General features: G+C 68.3%; 16 protein-coding genes. 5 read left to right on the forward strand and 11 right to left on the reverse strand.

Annotation, left to right across the window (positions count from 1 at the left end):
• The 4 genes from hisH to hisD are packed head-to-tail and all read right to left on the reverse strand — an operon-like array spanning nt 1 to nt 3,746.
• Entirely contained in the window at nt 1-633 is a 633-nt protein-coding gene (gene hisH, locus A5658_RS05455) for an imidazole glycerol phosphate synthase subunit HisH (RefSeq protein WP_067332030.1), read from the reverse strand.
• Nucleotides 630-1,259, reverse strand: a complete 630-nt coding sequence (gene hisB / locus A5658_RS05460) for an imidazoleglycerol-phosphate dehydratase HisB (RefSeq protein ID WP_231997222.1) — start codon at nt 1,257-1,259, stop codon at nt 630-632. Before hisB ends, hisH begins: the two co-directional genes overlap by 4 nt.
• Nucleotides 1,252-2,421, reverse strand: coding sequence for a histidinol-phosphate transaminase (locus A5658_RS05465; protein WP_067332035.1), 1,170 nt, complete (start codon nt 2,419-2,421; stop codon nt 1,252-1,254). The genes hisB and A5658_RS05465 overlap by 8 nt, the downstream gene beginning before the upstream one ends.
• Nucleotides 2,421-3,746, reverse strand: a complete 1,326-nt coding sequence (hisD, locus tag A5658_RS05470) for a histidinol dehydrogenase (protein WP_156751275.1) — start codon at nt 3,744-3,746, stop codon at nt 2,421-2,423. Before hisD ends, A5658_RS05465 begins: the two co-directional genes overlap by 1 nt.
• An 84-nt stretch (nt 3,747-3,830) precedes the next feature.
• Between hisD and A5658_RS05475 the strand changes: the two genes are divergently transcribed.
• Nucleotides 3,831-4,241, forward strand: a complete 411-nt coding sequence (locus A5658_RS05475; protein ID WP_067332039.1) for a nitroreductase family deazaflavin-dependent oxidoreductase — start codon at nt 3,831-3,833, stop codon at nt 4,239-4,241.
• A gap of 70 nt (nt 4,242-4,311) precedes the next feature.
• Here the strand turns inward: A5658_RS05475 and A5658_RS05480 are convergent, their stop codons facing one another.
• Nucleotides 4,312-5,340 (reverse strand): zinc-binding dehydrogenase, encoded by a 1,029-nt coding sequence (locus A5658_RS05480; RefSeq protein ID WP_067332041.1) that lies wholly within the window; start codon nt 5,338-5,340, stop codon nt 4,312-4,314.
• A gap of 40 nt (nt 5,341-5,380) precedes the next feature.
• On the opposite strand from A5658_RS05480, the gene A5658_RS05485 reads away from it, so the two are divergent.
• A complete protein-coding gene (locus A5658_RS05485) occupies nt 5,381-5,947 on the forward strand; it encodes a TetR/AcrR family transcriptional regulator (RefSeq protein WP_067332043.1) in 567 nt (188 codons plus the stop codon).
• Nucleotides 5,948-5,965: 18 nt separating this feature from the next.
• On the opposite strand, the gene nadC is transcribed toward A5658_RS05485, so the two are convergent.
• Genes nadC through nadA form a run of 3 tightly spaced genes read right to left on the reverse strand, consistent with a single transcriptional unit; the run spans nt 5,966 to nt 9,479 of the window.
• Nucleotides 5,966-6,823, reverse strand: coding sequence for a carboxylating nicotinate-nucleotide diphosphorylase (gene nadC / locus A5658_RS05490; RefSeq protein WP_067332045.1), 858 nt, complete (start codon nt 6,821-6,823; stop codon nt 5,966-5,968).
• A complete protein-coding gene (locus A5658_RS05495) occupies nt 6,823-8,409 on the reverse strand; it encodes an L-aspartate oxidase (RefSeq protein WP_067332047.1) in 1,587 nt (528 codons plus the stop codon). Before A5658_RS05495 ends, nadC begins: the two co-directional genes overlap by 1 nt.
• Entirely contained in the window at nt 8,406-9,479 is a 1,074-nt protein-coding gene (gene nadA / locus A5658_RS05500; protein WP_067332050.1) for a quinolinate synthase NadA, read from the reverse strand. The genes A5658_RS05495 and nadA overlap by 4 nt, the downstream gene beginning before the upstream one ends.
• Before the next feature lie 50 nt (nt 9,480-9,529).
• Here nadA and A5658_RS05505 point away from each other — a divergent pair, with 50 nt between their 5' ends.
• Both A5658_RS05505 and A5658_RS05510 read left to right on the forward strand, forming a co-directional pair.
• Nucleotides 9,530-10,252, forward strand: coding sequence for an NUDIX domain-containing protein (locus tag A5658_RS05505; RefSeq protein ID WP_067332052.1), 723 nt, complete (start codon nt 9,530-9,532; stop codon nt 10,250-10,252).
• Between the two features lie 62 nt (nt 10,253-10,314).
• Complete coding sequence (locus A5658_RS05510) at nt 10,315-11,652, forward strand: lipase family protein (RefSeq protein WP_067332054.1); 1,338 nt, start codon at nt 10,315-10,317, stop codon at nt 11,650-11,652.
• Here the strand turns inward: A5658_RS05510 and A5658_RS05515 are convergent.
• The 3 genes from A5658_RS05515 to bioB are packed head-to-tail and all read right to left on the reverse strand — an operon-like array spanning nt 11,618 to nt 13,524.
• Nucleotides 11,618-12,301: a DUF2567 domain-containing protein gene (locus tag A5658_RS05515; RefSeq protein ID WP_067332057.1), complete on the reverse strand. Its 684-nt coding sequence runs from the start codon at nt 12,299-12,301 to the stop codon at nt 11,618-11,620. The two genes, A5658_RS05510 and A5658_RS05515, sit on opposite strands and share 35 nt — an antisense overlap.
• The gene (locus tag A5658_RS05520; protein ID WP_067332059.1) at nt 12,250-12,483 is read right to left on the reverse strand and encodes a hypothetical protein; all 234 of its coding nucleotides are present in this window, start codon (nt 12,481-12,483) and stop codon (nt 12,250-12,252) included. The genes A5658_RS05515 and A5658_RS05520 overlap by 52 nt, the downstream gene beginning before the upstream one ends.
• Before the next feature lie 6 nt (nt 12,484-12,489).
• Nucleotides 12,490-13,524, reverse strand: a complete 1,035-nt coding sequence (bioB, locus tag A5658_RS05525) for a biotin synthase BioB (protein WP_067332061.1) — start codon at nt 13,522-13,524, stop codon at nt 12,490-12,492.
• Nucleotides 13,525-13,726: 202 nt separating this feature from the next.
• On the opposite strand from bioB, the gene A5658_RS05530 reads away from it, so the two are divergent.
• Entirely contained in the window at nt 13,727-13,906 is a 180-nt protein-coding gene (locus tag A5658_RS05530) for a hypothetical protein (protein ID WP_067332063.1), read from the forward strand.
• Nucleotides 13,907-13,942: the final 36 nt, after the last annotated feature.

A 13,942-nucleotide genomic window follows, 5' to 3' on the forward strand; every position in this document is an offset into this window, starting at 1 on the left:
TCACAACCCTTCAACCCAATTGCTCAATATGGCCGCTCCGGCGTCACCGCTCTTCTCGGGGTGAAACTGGGTTGCGGCCAGCGGACCATCTTCGACCGCGGCCAGGAACGGAACGCCGTGGGTGGCCCAGGTCAGCAGTGCGTCGGCGCCGCCCTCCCACCGCTGCGCGGCATAGGAGTGTACGAAGTAGAACCGGGCGTCGTCGTCCAGGCCCTTGAACAGGGTGCTACCCGGTGCGGCGCTCACCACGTTCCAGCCCATGTGCGGGATCACCGGAGCGTCCAGCCGGGTCACCGCGCCCGGCCACTGTCCGCAGCCGGTGCTTTCCACCCCGAACTCGACTCCGCGGGCGAACAGGATTTGCATGCCGACGCAGACGCCGAGCACTGGGTGGCCGGCGGCGACCCGGTCGGCAATGGCCCGTTCGCCGTTGATTCCGCGCAGCCCGGTCATGCACGCCTCGAACGCGCCGACGCCCGGCACCACCAGTCCGTCTGCGGCGGCGGCCTGGTCGAGGTCGGCGGTCACTTCGACGTCGGCACCGACGCGCTCCAACGCGCGTTGAGCCGACCGTAGGTTGCCGGAGCCGTAGTCCAGCACTACAACCGCTTTCCGGCGGGAAAGCGCTCTCACAGAGCACCTTTGGTGGACGGCACGCCGGACACCCGGGGGTCTGGTTCGACGGCCTGCCGCAACGCCCGGGCGACAGCCTTGTACTGCGCTTCGGTGATGTGGTGTGGGTCGCGACCGTAGAGCACCCGAACGTGCAATGCGATGCGCGCGTTGTTGGCCAGGGTCTCGAAGACATGGCGGTTGATCACCGTGTGGTAGGGCACCGAGCTCCCGGCGATCGTGGTGTGCCGCAGGTGATCCGGCTCTCCGGTGTGCACACAGTACGGACGCCCGGAGACGTCGACGATGGCATGCGCCAGCGTTTCGTCCATCGGGATGAAGGCGTCGCCGAATCGGCGGATGCCCTTCTTGTCGCCGAGGGCCTCGCCCAGGGCCTGGCCGAGGACGATCGCGGTGTCCTCGATGGTGTGGTGGCCTTCGATCTCGACGTCGCCCTTGGCGCGCACTGCCAGGTCGAAACTGGCGTGGCTACCCAGGGCATGCAGCATGTGGTCGTAGAACGGCACACCGGTGTCGATGTGTACGTCGCCGGTGCCGTCGAGGTTGAGCTCGACGACGATCTCGGATTCTTTGGTGGTGCGCTCAACGCGCGCGCGACGGCCGGCGGTCATGACGCTCCTAATCATCTCCGTGGCGACCCGCTGCGCCCGGCGTAGCCGCGCTTGCGATCGCCACGACGGGCTGGGCCAATTCGGTGGCGGCCAGATCTGTGCTGGCGGAAAGGAATGCGTCGTTCTCCACGGCCAGGCCAATCGTCGTTCGCAGATACCCGGGTATCCCGACGTCGCGGATCAGCACGCCGGCGTCCAGGTAACGCTGCCAGGTGGCCGGCGCGTCCGCGAAGCGTCCGAACAACACGAAATTGGAATCGCTCGGTATGACGTGAAAACCCATGCCGCTCAACGCCGCCTGCACCCGCTCCCGTTCGGCGATCAGCGTCGCGACGCTGCCCAGCGTGTCGTCGGCGTGCCGCAGCGCGGCCCGGGCGGCGGCCTGGGTGACCGAGGACAGGTGATACGGCAACCGCACCAGCAGCATCGCCTCGACCAAGGCCGGCGTGGCGACCAGATAACCCAGCCGGCCGCCGGCGAAGGCGAACGCCTTACTCATGGTGCGGCTCACGACCAGCTTGGTCGGGTACTCGTCGAGCAGCGCCACCGCGCTTGGCAGAGCAGAGAATTCGCCGTACGCCTCGTCGACGATCAGGATGCCGGGCGCGACATCGAGCAGCCGGCGCAAGTCGGGCAGCGAAACGCTTTGACCCGTTGGGTTGTTGGGGCTCGTGACGAACACCACGTCGGGCCGGCGCTCGACGATCGCTGCCACCGCCGCATCGGTGTCGAGGCTGAAGTCGGACGCGCGGACCGTCTCGAGCCACTCGGTGCGGGTGGCGTCGGAGATGATCGGGTGCATCGAATACGACGGCACGAAGCCGATCGCACTGCGCCCCGGGCCGCCGAATGCCTGCAACAGCTGCTGCAGGATCTCGTTGGATCCGTTTGCTGCCCAGAGGTTTTCCACGCGAAGCGGTATGCCCGTCTGCGTCGTGAGATAGGTCGCCAGGTCGGTGCGCAGCGCCACCGCGTCGCGGTCGGGATAGCGGTTCAGGCCGGTGGCCACCTCGCTCACCGACGCGACGACATCGTCGACGAGCGCCTTACTCGGCGGGTGCGGGTTCTCGTTGGTGTTCAACCGAACCGGGACGTCGAGCTGCGGCGCACCGTACGGCGACTTGCCCCGCAGATCCGGACGCAGCGGAAGGTCGTCGAGCGTCGGTCGCTTGGCCATCAACCGAACCTCCGCCGCACCGCTTCGCCGTGCGCGGGCAGGTCCTCGGCGTCAGCGAGCGTGATCACATGCCCGGAAACGTCTTTGAGCGCCGCCTCGGTGTAGTCGACGACGTGGATGCCGCGCAGGAAGGTCTGCACCGACAATCCGCTCGCGTGTGCGGCGCTGCCCGCGGTCGGCAGCACATGGTTCGACCCGGCACAGTAGTCGCCGAGGCTGACCGGCGAGTAGGCGCCGACGAAAATGGCTCCGGCCGAACGGATTTGAGCGGCAACCTTCTCCGAGTTCGCGGTCTGAATCTCCAGATGCTCGGCGGCGTAGGCGTTCACCGTGCGAATCCCGGCGTCGAGGTCGTCGACCAGGATGATCGCCGATTGCCGGCCGGCCAGCGCGGTCGTCACCCGCTGCCGGTGCACGGTGGTCTCCAGCTGAGCGGCCAGCGCGGCGTCGGTGGCGTCGGCGAGCTCGGTGCTGGGCGTCACCAGCACGCTGGCGGCCATCTCATCGTGTTCGGCCTGGCTGATCAGGTCCGCGGCGACGTGCTCGGGGTCGGCGGTGTCATCGGCCAGGATCGCGATCTCGGTGGGCCCGGCTTCGGCGTCGATGCCGACCCGCGAGCGGACCAGCCGTTTGGCCGCGGTCACGTAAATGTTGCCGGGGCCGGTGATCATGTCGACGGGGGCAAGCTCGGCGCCGTCGGTGTCCATGCCGCCGTAGGCCATCAGCGCCACGGCCTGGGCCCCGCCGACCGCCCACACCTCGTCGACGCCGAGGAGTCGTGCGGCGGCCAGGATGGTCGGGTGCGGCAGGCCGGTAAACCGGCCCTGCGACTGGGCCTGCGGCGGGCTGGCCACCACCAAGGAGCCGACTCCCGCGGCCTGCGCCGGCACCACGTTCATCACCACGCTCGACGGGTAGACCGCGTTGCCGCCGGGAACGTAGAGGCCGACCCGCTCGACCGGCACCCACCGCTCGGTGACAGTGGCACCGGGGCCCAGCGTGGTCGTCACGTCGCAGCGGCGCTGATCGGCGTGGACCGCGCGGGTGCGTTCGATGACCACCTCCAGCGCAGAGCGGACGTCGGTCGCCAGCCCGGCCAGGGCGGCGTCCAGCTCGCTGCTGGGCACCCGCACCGAGGGCGGGCGCACGCCGTCCAGCGATTCGCCGTACTCCAGCGCGGCGTCGGCACCCCGGTCGGCGATCGCATTGACGATCGGGCGCACCGTCGACAGGGCGGCCTCGACGTCCACGCCGCCGCGGGGCAAGGTCGCCCGCAGTCGGGCGACGGACAAGTCTGCACCTCGTAGATCGATGCGCGCCATCACAGTCACGCTGTCCATTGTCCCAGAACAGAGCAACCGCATATCGGACCGGTACATTGACGACACACCCACCACCACGGAGGTGCCATGTCCGCGAAGGACCATCCCAATAACGCCCCGGGCGTTCCGATGCTTTTCCCGGTGTGGTTCGAGAAGTTCCAAATCAAGTACTTCAACCCGGCGGTCCGACCATTCGCGCGGTATATCCCCGGGTTCTCGGTGATCAAGCACCGCGGCCGGACCTCCGGCAAGTCCTACGAGACCATCGTCACCGCCTATCGCAAAGGCAACGTGCTGGCCATCGCGCTGGCCCACGGGAAGACCAACTGGGTCAAGAACGTGCTGGCCGCGGGCGAAGCGGACCTGCACTTCGTCCGCAAGGACGTCCACCTGATCAACCCGCGGGTGCTGCCGGCCGGCAGCGACGGCGCGGGGCTGCCGTTTATGGCCAGGCGGCAGATCGGGCGCGTCGGAATGTTCGTCGCCGATATCGCCTAGCCACCGCGAAACAGCAGCCACGGCTGCCGATTCGCGAAATTCACAACCCTGGGTTCTGTTTCGCGCTCGCCTATTCGCGGGTGAAGACGGTCTTGCCAGTCATCGCCGGCCAGGCGGCGGGCGCGTCCTCCCACGGGACCACCCGGTCGACGATCGGCGACAGGTCGCATCCACCGGCCAGCACATCGAGAATCTCTGGGATGACGGCCCGAGCGCTGACTCGTCCTGTGACGAATCGCACGCCGCGGGTGTACATCGGCAGCAACGGCAATTCGACGTTGTATTCGGGATAGATCCCGGTATCAGTACATACGCCGTCCGGCCAGGTCGCGCGCAGCGTCGCGGCCAGCAGCGCCCGATCGCCGCTGGTGTTCACGGTGACCGGATAGGGATCCCAGGATTTGTCCGGTTTGGCGACGTCGTGCGCGACGGCGCCGAGTTTCTCCGCCGCCGCCAACCGGTCGCCATCGGTGTCGACATAGTCGACGTGGTAACCGAGCGCGGCGCCCAGCGCCGCTGCGTACAGCCCAATCGAGAGCCGGCCGACGACCAGTACGCGGCGATCCGCCTCGCGCAGTTCGGCAAGTTCGGTCCTGAACGGACCGATGGCGCGCCATCCGTCGGGAATGTTGTCCGAGAGCGACGCGACGGCGATCGGATCTACGTCGGCTGGAACCGGAATCAGCATCGAGTCGGCGTAGGGCACCAGCACCAGATCGGACATGAAGCCCCCGCCATCCAGACCCGCCAGCGGAGCCATTCCGTACATCGCCATCAGCGGCAGAGACCCGCAGGAGCTCGTCACCCCTCGCCGACATTGGCGGCAGGCACCGCAACTGATCTGAAAAGGCACCACTACACGGTCGCCAACGGCCACACCCGCTACGTCGTCACCTACCGCGACGACTTCGGCCAGTCCTTCGTGACCGACGGCATGCCCCGGCGGCATCGGCAACCGGCCGTGGACGACGGCGACATCCAAGTCACAGCAGGCCACCGTGAGCGGTCGCACCAGTGCTTGTCCGGGCGCCGTGATTTGCGGGCCCGGCGTCTCTCGCCACGCGTACCGCCCGACCTCTTCGAACATCAACTGCCTCATTGCAGCATTCTTGAGTGGTCACTCAAGTAAAGTCAATAGCGTGCCGAGGCCAGACCGCAGCCGTGCCGCGCTTGTCGATACCGCGGCCACACTGTTCCGCCGGCAGGGCTATGCCGCGACGGGACTCAACCAGATACTGGACGAGGCGGGCGTCAAGCCCGGCTCGCTGTATCACCACTTTCCGCAGGGCAAACAGCAGCTGGCCGCCGCGGTCGTCGACAGCAGCGGGGCGGCGATCGAGCAACTGCTCCGCAGGTTTCTGGCGGGTGGCGCGCAGGTGGCCGACATCGTCGATCGGTGGATCGATCTGCTGATTGACGGGCTGGCCGCGGATCGACGCGACGGCTGTCCCATCGAACCGATCGCCACCGAGTCCGTGAACGCCAGTCCCATGGTGCGAGCGGCGTCGGCGCGCGCGTTTACCGGCTGGTGCCGGGCCATCGAGGAACGGCTGGACGCCGACGGCTGGCCGAAAGCAGAAGCGGAAAGCGTTGCCGTCGCGGTGATCTCATTGATCGAGGGAGCACTGATCTTGTCGCGCATCGCTGGCGATGCGGGAGCGCTCGTCGCGGCGAAACCCGCAGCGCGCCGTTTACTTCGTCACTAGCTACTGGATCACGAGAGCCTAGATGTCCAGGCCGATGTCGAAGACTCGGACCGAGTGGGTGAGCGCCCCGACGGAGAGGTAGTCGACACCGGTTCCGGCGTAGTCGGCCGCGGTGTCCAGCGAAAGCCCACCGGATGACTCAAGCTTGGTGCCCGGCGCCCGGGTGTCGCGGCGCTGCACGGCGATTTGCGTCTGCCACACCGGGAAATTGTCGAGCAACACCAATTCAGGGTTCTCGGAAAGGATTTCGTCGAGCTGTTCGAGCGAGTCGACCTCGACCTCGCACGGCAGGTCGGGCGCCACGGCCCGGACGGCGCGCAGCGCGGCCACCACCGATCCCGCGGCGGCGACGTGGTTGTCCTTGATCAGCGCCGCATCGCCAAGGCCCAGCCGGTGGTTGACACCGCCGCCGACGCGCACCGCGTACTTCTGCAACGAGCGCAGGCCGGGCAGCGTCTTGCGGGTGTCGCGGATCTTGGTCTTGGTGCCGTCGACCGCGTCCACCCACGCCGCGGTCGCGGTCGCGATCCCGGACAGGTGGCAGACGAGGTTCAGCAGCGTGCGTTCGGCGGTGAGCAGGCCATGCATCGGTGCGTACACGGTCAGCGCCGAATCCCCCGCCTGCAACCGGATTCCGTCGTCGACTCGGCTTACGATCCGGTATCCGTCGGGACCCAGCACCTCGTCGAGCACCATGAGCGCGACGTCCACCCCCGCGATCACGCCTGGCTCGCGGCAGATCAACGACGCGGTGGTGGTCGCGCCGTCGGGGACGGTCGCGGTGGTGGTGATGTCGGGGCCGTAGCGCAGGTCCTCGTCGAGTGCTCGGGCGATCGTCGCGCGAGCCTCGCTGAGCTCGCTATTCGAGAGGCTCATCAGCTCACCGCCGCCAGCTCGTCGACTTGGGGGCTGCAGTCGGCGGCCAGTCGGACGACCAGGCTGCGCCCGGGAGCCGTTGCCGCGCTGGGATATTCGGCCCGGTGGTGACACCCCCGGCTCTCCTCGCGGGCCAGCGCGGCGATCGCGACCGCGCGGGCGGCGATGGTCAGCGCGGCGTCCTCGAGGCCGGCCCGCGTGGTAACCACTCCTGGCGGGGCGTAGGACAAGGTCTCGACCAGCCGATGCAGGCCGTCGGCGTCGCGCACCACCGAAGCGTCGCGGCTCATCGCCCGCTGCAGGTCGTCGCGACCCAGTGCGCCGCAATCGGCCGGCACGGTCGCCGTCGCGTGTGTCCGACCGAAGAGGCCGGCATGTTCGGCCGCGGCGCGTCCGGCCCGACCGCCGACAACCAGTCCCTCCAGCAGGCTGTTGGAGGCCAGCCGGTTGGCGCCGTGCATTCCGGTGCGGGCCACCTCGCCCGCGGCGAACAGGCCCGGCAGCTCGGTGCGCCCGCAGACGTCGGTGATGACGCCACCGCAGCTGTAGTGCGCACCCGGGGCCACCGGGATCGGCTGGCGAACGGGATCGATGCCGGCGGCTCGGCACGCGGCGGCGACGGTCGGGAATCGGCGCCCGAAGTCGTCGATGCCGCGGGCGTCGAGGAAGACGCAGTCGTCGCCGAGAGCGCGCAGCCGGGCGTCGATGGCGCCGGCCACCACGTCGCGGGGCGCCAGGTCCCCCATCGGGTGCACGCCGGCAGTCACCGAATTACCTTGGCTGTCAACCAAAGTCGCGCCCTCGCCGCGAATCGCCTCGGTGACCAGTGGCCGGCGACGACCGGTCCGGCCGTCGTACAGCATCGTCGGGTGGAACTGGATGAACTCGATATCGCTCACCGACGCTCCGGCCCACAGCGCCAGCGCGATGCCGTCACCGGTGGAGCCCTTGGGGTTGGTGGTCGCGCCGTAGAGCTGTCCGAGGCCGCCGGTGGCCAGGATCACTGACGGTGCGTGCACGATGCCGATGCCCCGCCGATCCGCTACCAGCACACCGGTTATCGCGTCGGTGCCCGACGTGGTGTCATGGAGCAAGCGCAGTGCGGCGTGCTTGATCCGGATGTCCAGGGTGTCGGCGGCAAGGTCGAGCGCGCGCTGCACCTCGGCGCCGGTGGCATCGCCGCCGGCATGCACGATGCGCCGCCGCGAGTGCCCGCCTTCGCGGCTCAGCGCCCAACCGCCGGCGGCAGATTCGTCGAATTGTGCTCCGTCGCTGACCAATTCGCTGACCGCCCGGTAGCCGTCGGCGACGATCGACGTCACTGCGTCGGCGTCGCACAACCCCGCTCCGGCGGCTAGGGTGTCCGCCACATGCGCGTCGACCGAGTCGTCGGTGTCGGGCAGCACCACGGCGATGCCGCCCTGCGCGTAGTGCGTTGCGGTCACGCCCGGCTTGCGGGCCGCCTTGCTGAGCACGACCACTCGGCGACCGGCCCGGTGCGCGGCCAGCGCCGCGGCCAATCCGCCGACACCGGTGCCGATGACGACGACGTCGGCGTGCTCTTCCCAGGCCGGGTGGATGCTCATTCGCCGCCGCCCGGTTGACCGATGGCGATCATCCGCTGCACGCTCTCGCGCGCCAGCGCCGCGGTCTGTGCGTCGACGTCGACTTCGTCGGCACCCTCGACCAGGCAGCGCAGTAACGCCGCGGGGGTGATCATCTTCATGTACTTGCACGAGGCGCGGTCGTTGACGGCCTGAAAGTCGGTGTCCGGCGCGGCGTTACGCAACTGGTAGAGCATGCCGACCTCGGTGGCGACCAGCACCTGACGGGCGCGGGTCTCGCGGGCGGCGTCCAGCATGCCGCCGGTCGACAGGATCTTGACCCGGTCGTCGGGAAAGGCGCCTTCGCCGGCCAGGTACAGCGCCGACGTGGCACAGCCGCACTCGGGATGGACGAACAACTGGGCCTCCGGGTGCTTACGCGCCTGCTCGGCGAGCTCGTCGCCGTTGATCCCGGCGTGGACGTGGCATTCGCCGGCCCACACGTGCACGTTGTCGCGGCCCGTCATCCGGCGCACGTGCGCACCCAGGAATTGGTCCGGGCAGAACAGCACCTCGCGGGCCGGGTCGATGGAGGCAACGACGTCGACGGCATTGGACGACGTGCAGCAGATGTCGGTGAGCGCCTTCACAGACGCCGTGGTGTTGACGTAGGAGACGACCACCGCGCCCGGGTGTTCGTCTTTCCAGGCCTGTAGATCCTCGGGCGTGATCGAGTCGGCCAGCGAGCAGCCCGCCCGCTGATCCGGGATGAGCACTGTCTTGTCGGGGCTCAGGATTTTCGCGGTCTCGGCCATGAAGTGCACGCCGCAGAACACGATGGTGTCTTCGGGTGCCTCGGCCGCGACCCGCGACAACGCGAGCGAGTCGCCGACGTGATCGGCGACCTCCTGGATGGCCGGCAGCTGGTAGTTGTGCGCCAGGATCGTGGCGTTCCGCAGATCGGCCAGCCGCCGAATTTCGGCCGCCCATTCCGCGTCACCGTCGATGCCGCCGAAACCGTTGGGAGAGTTCGTGATTCCTGCGGCGAGATCGTTTGCCACGTGATGATCCAGTCCGTTTGATCGCACGTTGGTGCGATTCGCGACTGCCATAGTCGATCCTTTCGCCTCCCGGCAGGGGTTTTCGACTTATAATCGAAAACATGGTCAATGGTAGCACTGCGCACGAAGTGCTCGCCGTCGTATTCCAGGTTCGCGGGCTCACAGCAGCGGGCCCATCGGGCCCCAGGACACTGAAACCAGAGCTCAACGTCCTGCTGTGGCAACGTGCCCGGGATCCACAGCGCGGGGCGTGGTCGCTGCCCGGCGGGCAATTACGCGATGACGAAGACATGACGACCTCGGTGCGGCGCCAGCTCGCCGAGAAGGTCGACCTGCGTGAGGTCGCTCACCTCGAACAGCTCGCGGTGTTCTCCGAACCCGCGCGGCTGCCCGATACCCGGACCATCGCGTCGACCTTCCTGGGCCTGGTGCCCTCCCCCGCCACCCCGGAACTGCCGTCGGACACCAGCTGGCACCCGGTCATGTCGCTGCCGCCGATGGCGTTCGACCACGGCCCGATGGTCGAACATGCCCGCACCCGGCTGGTCGCCAAAATGTCGTACACCAATATCGGTTTCGCCCTGGCGCCCACCGAATTCGCCATGTCGACCTTGCGCGACATCTACAGCGCGACCCTGGGCTACCAGGTCGACACCACCAACCTGCAGCGCGTGTTGGCCCGCCGCGGCGTCATCAGCCCCACCGGCACCGTCGCGCAGTCCGGGCGCAGCGGCGGCCGCCCGGCAGCTCTGTACCGCTTCACAGATTCCCAGTTGCGCGTTACCGACGAATTCGCGGCGCTGCGACCTCCTGGTTCGGCGTGATGTGGACGACTCACCCTCGGACGGACTGGATTCTTAAAGCCCTCTTAAGCAACAATGCCCCGATGGACATTGGCAACCTTGCGACCGCGACCGGTGCGGAGTGGATCGGACGTGCGCCCCACGAGGAACTGCAGGCCAACGCCCGTCCGCAGCTGCCCAGCGAGGACCCGTTCTACCAGCCCCCGCCCGGATACCAACACGCCGCACCCGGCACGGTGCTGCGTTCACGCGACGTGGAGCTGGCGTTTCTCGGGCTGGTCCCGCAGCAGATCATGGCCACCCAGCTGCTGTATCGCACCACCGACATGAACGGCCAGCCCGAGGCGACCGCGACTACGGTGATCGTGCCCGCCGAGGCCAGTCCCGATCGCCCCTGCCCGGTGCTCTCCTACCAGTGCGCGATCGACGCGGTGTCCTCACGCTGCTTTCCGTCCTACGCGCTGCGCCGACGCGCGTTCGCGCTGGGCTCGCTGGCTCAGCTGGAGTTTCTGCTGATCTCCGCCGCCGTGGCCGAGGGCTGGGCGGTGTCGATTCCCGACCACGAAGGCCGTACCGGTATGTGGGGTGCGCCGTTCGAGCCCGGCTACTTCATCCTCGACGGCATTCGCGCCGCGCTGAGCGCCGAGCGCTTGGGCCTGTCCTCGGCGGCGCCAGTGGCGCTGTGGGGCTACTCCGGGGGCGGGCTGGCGACCGCGTGGGCCGCCGAGCTGTGTGCCGACTACGCGCCGGAGCTGGACGTCGTCGGCGCGGTCCTCGGGTCGCCGGTCGGCGACCTGGGACACACCTTCCGCCGGCTCAACGGCTCCTTCCTGTCCGGACTGCCCGCAATGGTGATCGCCGCGCTGGTCCACATCTATCCCGAGCTGAACAAGGTGATCGACGAGCACGCCAGCGAGGACGGCCGCGCCCTGCTGCGGCGTCTGGAGAGCATGACGACCGTCGGCGCGGTGATCCGGATGATCAAGAAGGACGTCGGTGATTACCTCGACCGGCCGCTCGAGGAAATCCTGACGATGCCCGAGGTCCAGCACGTCTTCGACAGCATCCGGCTCGGCGCCAAGGTGCCCACGCCGCCGGTGTTGATCGTGCAGGCGGTGCACGACTACCTGATCGACGTCGAGGACATCGACCGGCTGGCCGACGCCTACTCCGCCGGCGGCGCCGAGGTCACCTATCACCGCGATGCGTTCAACGAGCACCTGCTGCTGCACCCGCTATCTGCGCCGATGGCGCTGCGCTGGCTGCAGGACCGGTTCGCCCGGCGACCGCTGACCGATCATCTGATCCGGACGAAATGGCCGACGATGTTCAACCCGGCCACCTACGTCGGAATGGCGCGGCTGGCCGTGATCGCGGCCAAGGTCATCACCGGGAAGTCGGTGCACCGCCGTCCGCTATGACGGCCTCGACTGCGGTCTGGGTGCGCGGATACACCACCTCGACGGGCGGATAGCCGCCGAGATCGTCGCGCGCGGTCGCGGCAACCGGCACCGCATACACCAGTGCCGCCGTCGCCGCGGGCAGCAGCAGCGTGCAGGCGATCTGCAGGTGCGACGGGCCGAAGAACACCGACGGCGCTTCAGCGAAATAATGCAGCTGATCGCGGTTCAGTGGTATCGCAGCGAAATCGACTGTGCCATAACGCAAGTGCGCGACCAGAATGCCCACTCCGATCGCCGCGGCGGCCGCGATCACCATCCCGGCGCACAGCGCTACCACCATCCCTGGTCCGCGATGCGCCCGCCACTGCCACGCCAGCACCGCCGTCACCGCCGCCACCACGTTGAGCAATCCGAGCATCAGGAACGCGGCAACGAAGAAGTGATCGGACTCAGGGCCCAGGTATTCGTGGAGCCGCTCCCCGCTGTGCGTCAGCACCAGCACCCCCCTGATCGGCGGGGCGAGCCACGCCCACAGGGCGCCGACAAGGACGCCCGCCGGCAGCAGACCCACCGCGACCGTGATGGCCGCCCGTCGTCGCGAAATCCGCGGCTGTGTCACCGTTGCGCCTCGAGTTCGGAGGAATCGACCAGTCCGTGCCTCGAACATTTGGCCCACCAGCCGTCGGGACGCACCTGCACCACCATCCGGCGGCCGCACTCGGCGCAGAACCGGGGCGGCTCCAGGCCCAGCTGAGCCGCCGTCGGGATCGCGGCGCCTTCCGTGGACGGCTTGCCCGTATAGATGTTGTAGTGGCCGGCGCTGACCGGCACGGGCAGATCGCGAACCATCACGCGCTACAGGCTGGCGTTGAGCGCCTTGATCGGCATCTGCAGGTCGTCCAGCAGCTCCAGATCGGCTTCGGCGGGACGCCCCAGCGTGGTCAGGTAGTTGCCGACGATCACCGCGTTGATGCCGCCCAGGATGCCCTGCTTGGCGCCCAGATCGCCCAGCGTGATCTCGCGACCGCCGGCGAACCGCAGCATGGTCCGCGGCAGGGCCAGCCGGAACGCGGCCACCGCTTTGAGCGCTTCGCTGGCCGGCAGCACCTCGAGGTCGCCGAACGGCGTGCCCGGTCGCGGGTTGAGGAAGTTCAGCGGCACCTCATCGGGGTCCAGCTCGGCGAGATTGGCGGCGAACTCGGCGCGCTGTTCGACGGTCTCGCCCATGCCGAGGATGCCGCCGCAGCACACCTCCATGCCGGCCTCGCGCACCATCGACAGCGTCTCCCAGCGCTCTTCCCAGCTGTGGGTCGTGACGACGTTGGGGAAGAACGAGCGGGCGGTCTCCAGGTTGTGGTTGTAGCGGTGCACCCCCATCGCCGACAGGCGCTCGACCTGCTCGGCGGTCAGCATTCCCAGCGAGCAGGCGATCTGGATGTCGACGGCGTCGCGAATGGCTTCGATGCCAGCAGCCACCTGCGCCAGCAACCTTTCGTCGGGTCCGCGCACCGCGGCGACGATGCAGAACTCGGTGGCGCCGGACTTCGCGGTCTGCTTGGCAGCCTCGACCAGGCTCGGGATGTCCAGCCAGGCGCTGCGCACGGGCGAGGCGAACAGCCCGGACTGCGAACAGAAGTGACAATCCTCGGGGCAGCCACCGGTTTTCAGGCTGATGATGCCTTCCACCTCTACCTCGGGACCACAGTGGGCCATCCGCACCTCGTGCGCCAGTGCCAGCAGCTCCTCGAGCCGTTCGTCGGGCAGCTGCAGCACGTCCAGCACCTGCTGCTGACTCAGCCCCTCACCGCGCTCGAGCACCTGCCGGCGGGCCACCGCCAGGATGTCGGTGCCGTCGGTGTCGGACGTTGGCCGAGTCGCCGCCTGAGTCACCAGCTACTCCTTATGTGTTGAAGTCTTTGCGGTTGTCCTGTCCACACACGGGACGCACAGTGCTCCCGGCTCATCACAACCAGCGTTGAACGGTGCCCAGGCTAGGCTAGCGGTGTGCACCTGCACAAACGTCATGTGGTGCCTTCGCCCGGCGTTGGGTATCCGAACGGGGTAAGCAACACAGCCCCGGAAGTGATCCCCATTGCCTAGTACACACGTCGAATACGTAGCTCATCACTGGCTGCTGCTCGCCGGGCCCGCGTTCCTGCCGGCGGTAGTCGTCGTCGGCGTGGTGCTCTATATCGCGATCAAAGACCGCCGCACGCCCGACGAGGACAAGCGGGACTCGGCGGACGACCGGCCGACGCAAACACGCGGGTAGCAAATCGGCCGAAGTTTGAGCGCCTGCCCCGCAGGC

Source organism: Mycobacterium sp. 1245111.1 (assembly GCF_001673405.1).
In the GTDB taxonomy this organism is placed as follows: domain Bacteria; phylum Actinomycetota; class Actinomycetes; order Mycobacteriales; family Mycobacteriaceae; genus Mycobacterium.

Bases quoted from the DNA above. Each gene is read 5' to 3' on its own strand.
- hisB (WP_231997222.1), bottom strand. From the start codon at position 1,259: ATGATTAGGAGCGTCATGACCGCCGGCCGTCGCGCGCGCGTTGAGCGC.
- A5658_RS05465 (WP_067332035.1), bottom strand. From the start codon at position 2,421: ATGGCCAAGCGACCGACGCTCGACGACCTTCCGCTGCGTCCGGATCTG.
- A5658_RS05475 (WP_067332039.1), top strand. From the start codon at position 3,831: ATGTCCGCGAAGGACCATCCCAATAACGCCCCGGGCGTTCCGATGCTT.
- A5658_RS05480 (WP_067332041.1), bottom strand. From the start codon at position 5,340: ATGAGGCAGTTGATGTTCGAAGAGGTCGGGCGGTACGCGTGGCGAGAG.
- nadC (WP_067332045.1), bottom strand. From the start codon at position 6,823: ATGAGCCTCTCGAATAGCGAGCTCAGCGAGGCTCGCGCGACGATCGCC.
- A5658_RS05495 (WP_067332047.1), bottom strand. From the start codon at position 8,409: ATGAGCATCCACCCGGCCTGGGAAGAGCACGCCGACGTCGTCGTCATC.
- nadA (WP_067332050.1), bottom strand. From the start codon at position 9,479: ATGGCAGTCGCGAATCGCACCAACGTGCGATCAAACGGACTGGATCAT.
- A5658_RS05505 (WP_067332052.1), top strand. From the start codon at position 9,530: ATGGTCAATGGTAGCACTGCGCACGAAGTGCTCGCCGTCGTATTCCAG.
- A5658_RS05510 (WP_067332054.1), top strand. From the start codon at position 10,315: ATGGACATTGGCAACCTTGCGACCGCGACCGGTGCGGAGTGGATCGGA.
- A5658_RS05515 (WP_067332057.1), bottom strand. From the start codon at position 12,301: ATGTTCGAGGCACGGACTGGTCGATTCCTCCGAACTCGAGGCGCAACG.
- A5658_RS05520 (WP_067332059.1), bottom strand. From the start codon at position 12,483: ATGGTTCGCGATCTGCCCGTGCCGGTCAGCGCCGGCCACTACAACATC.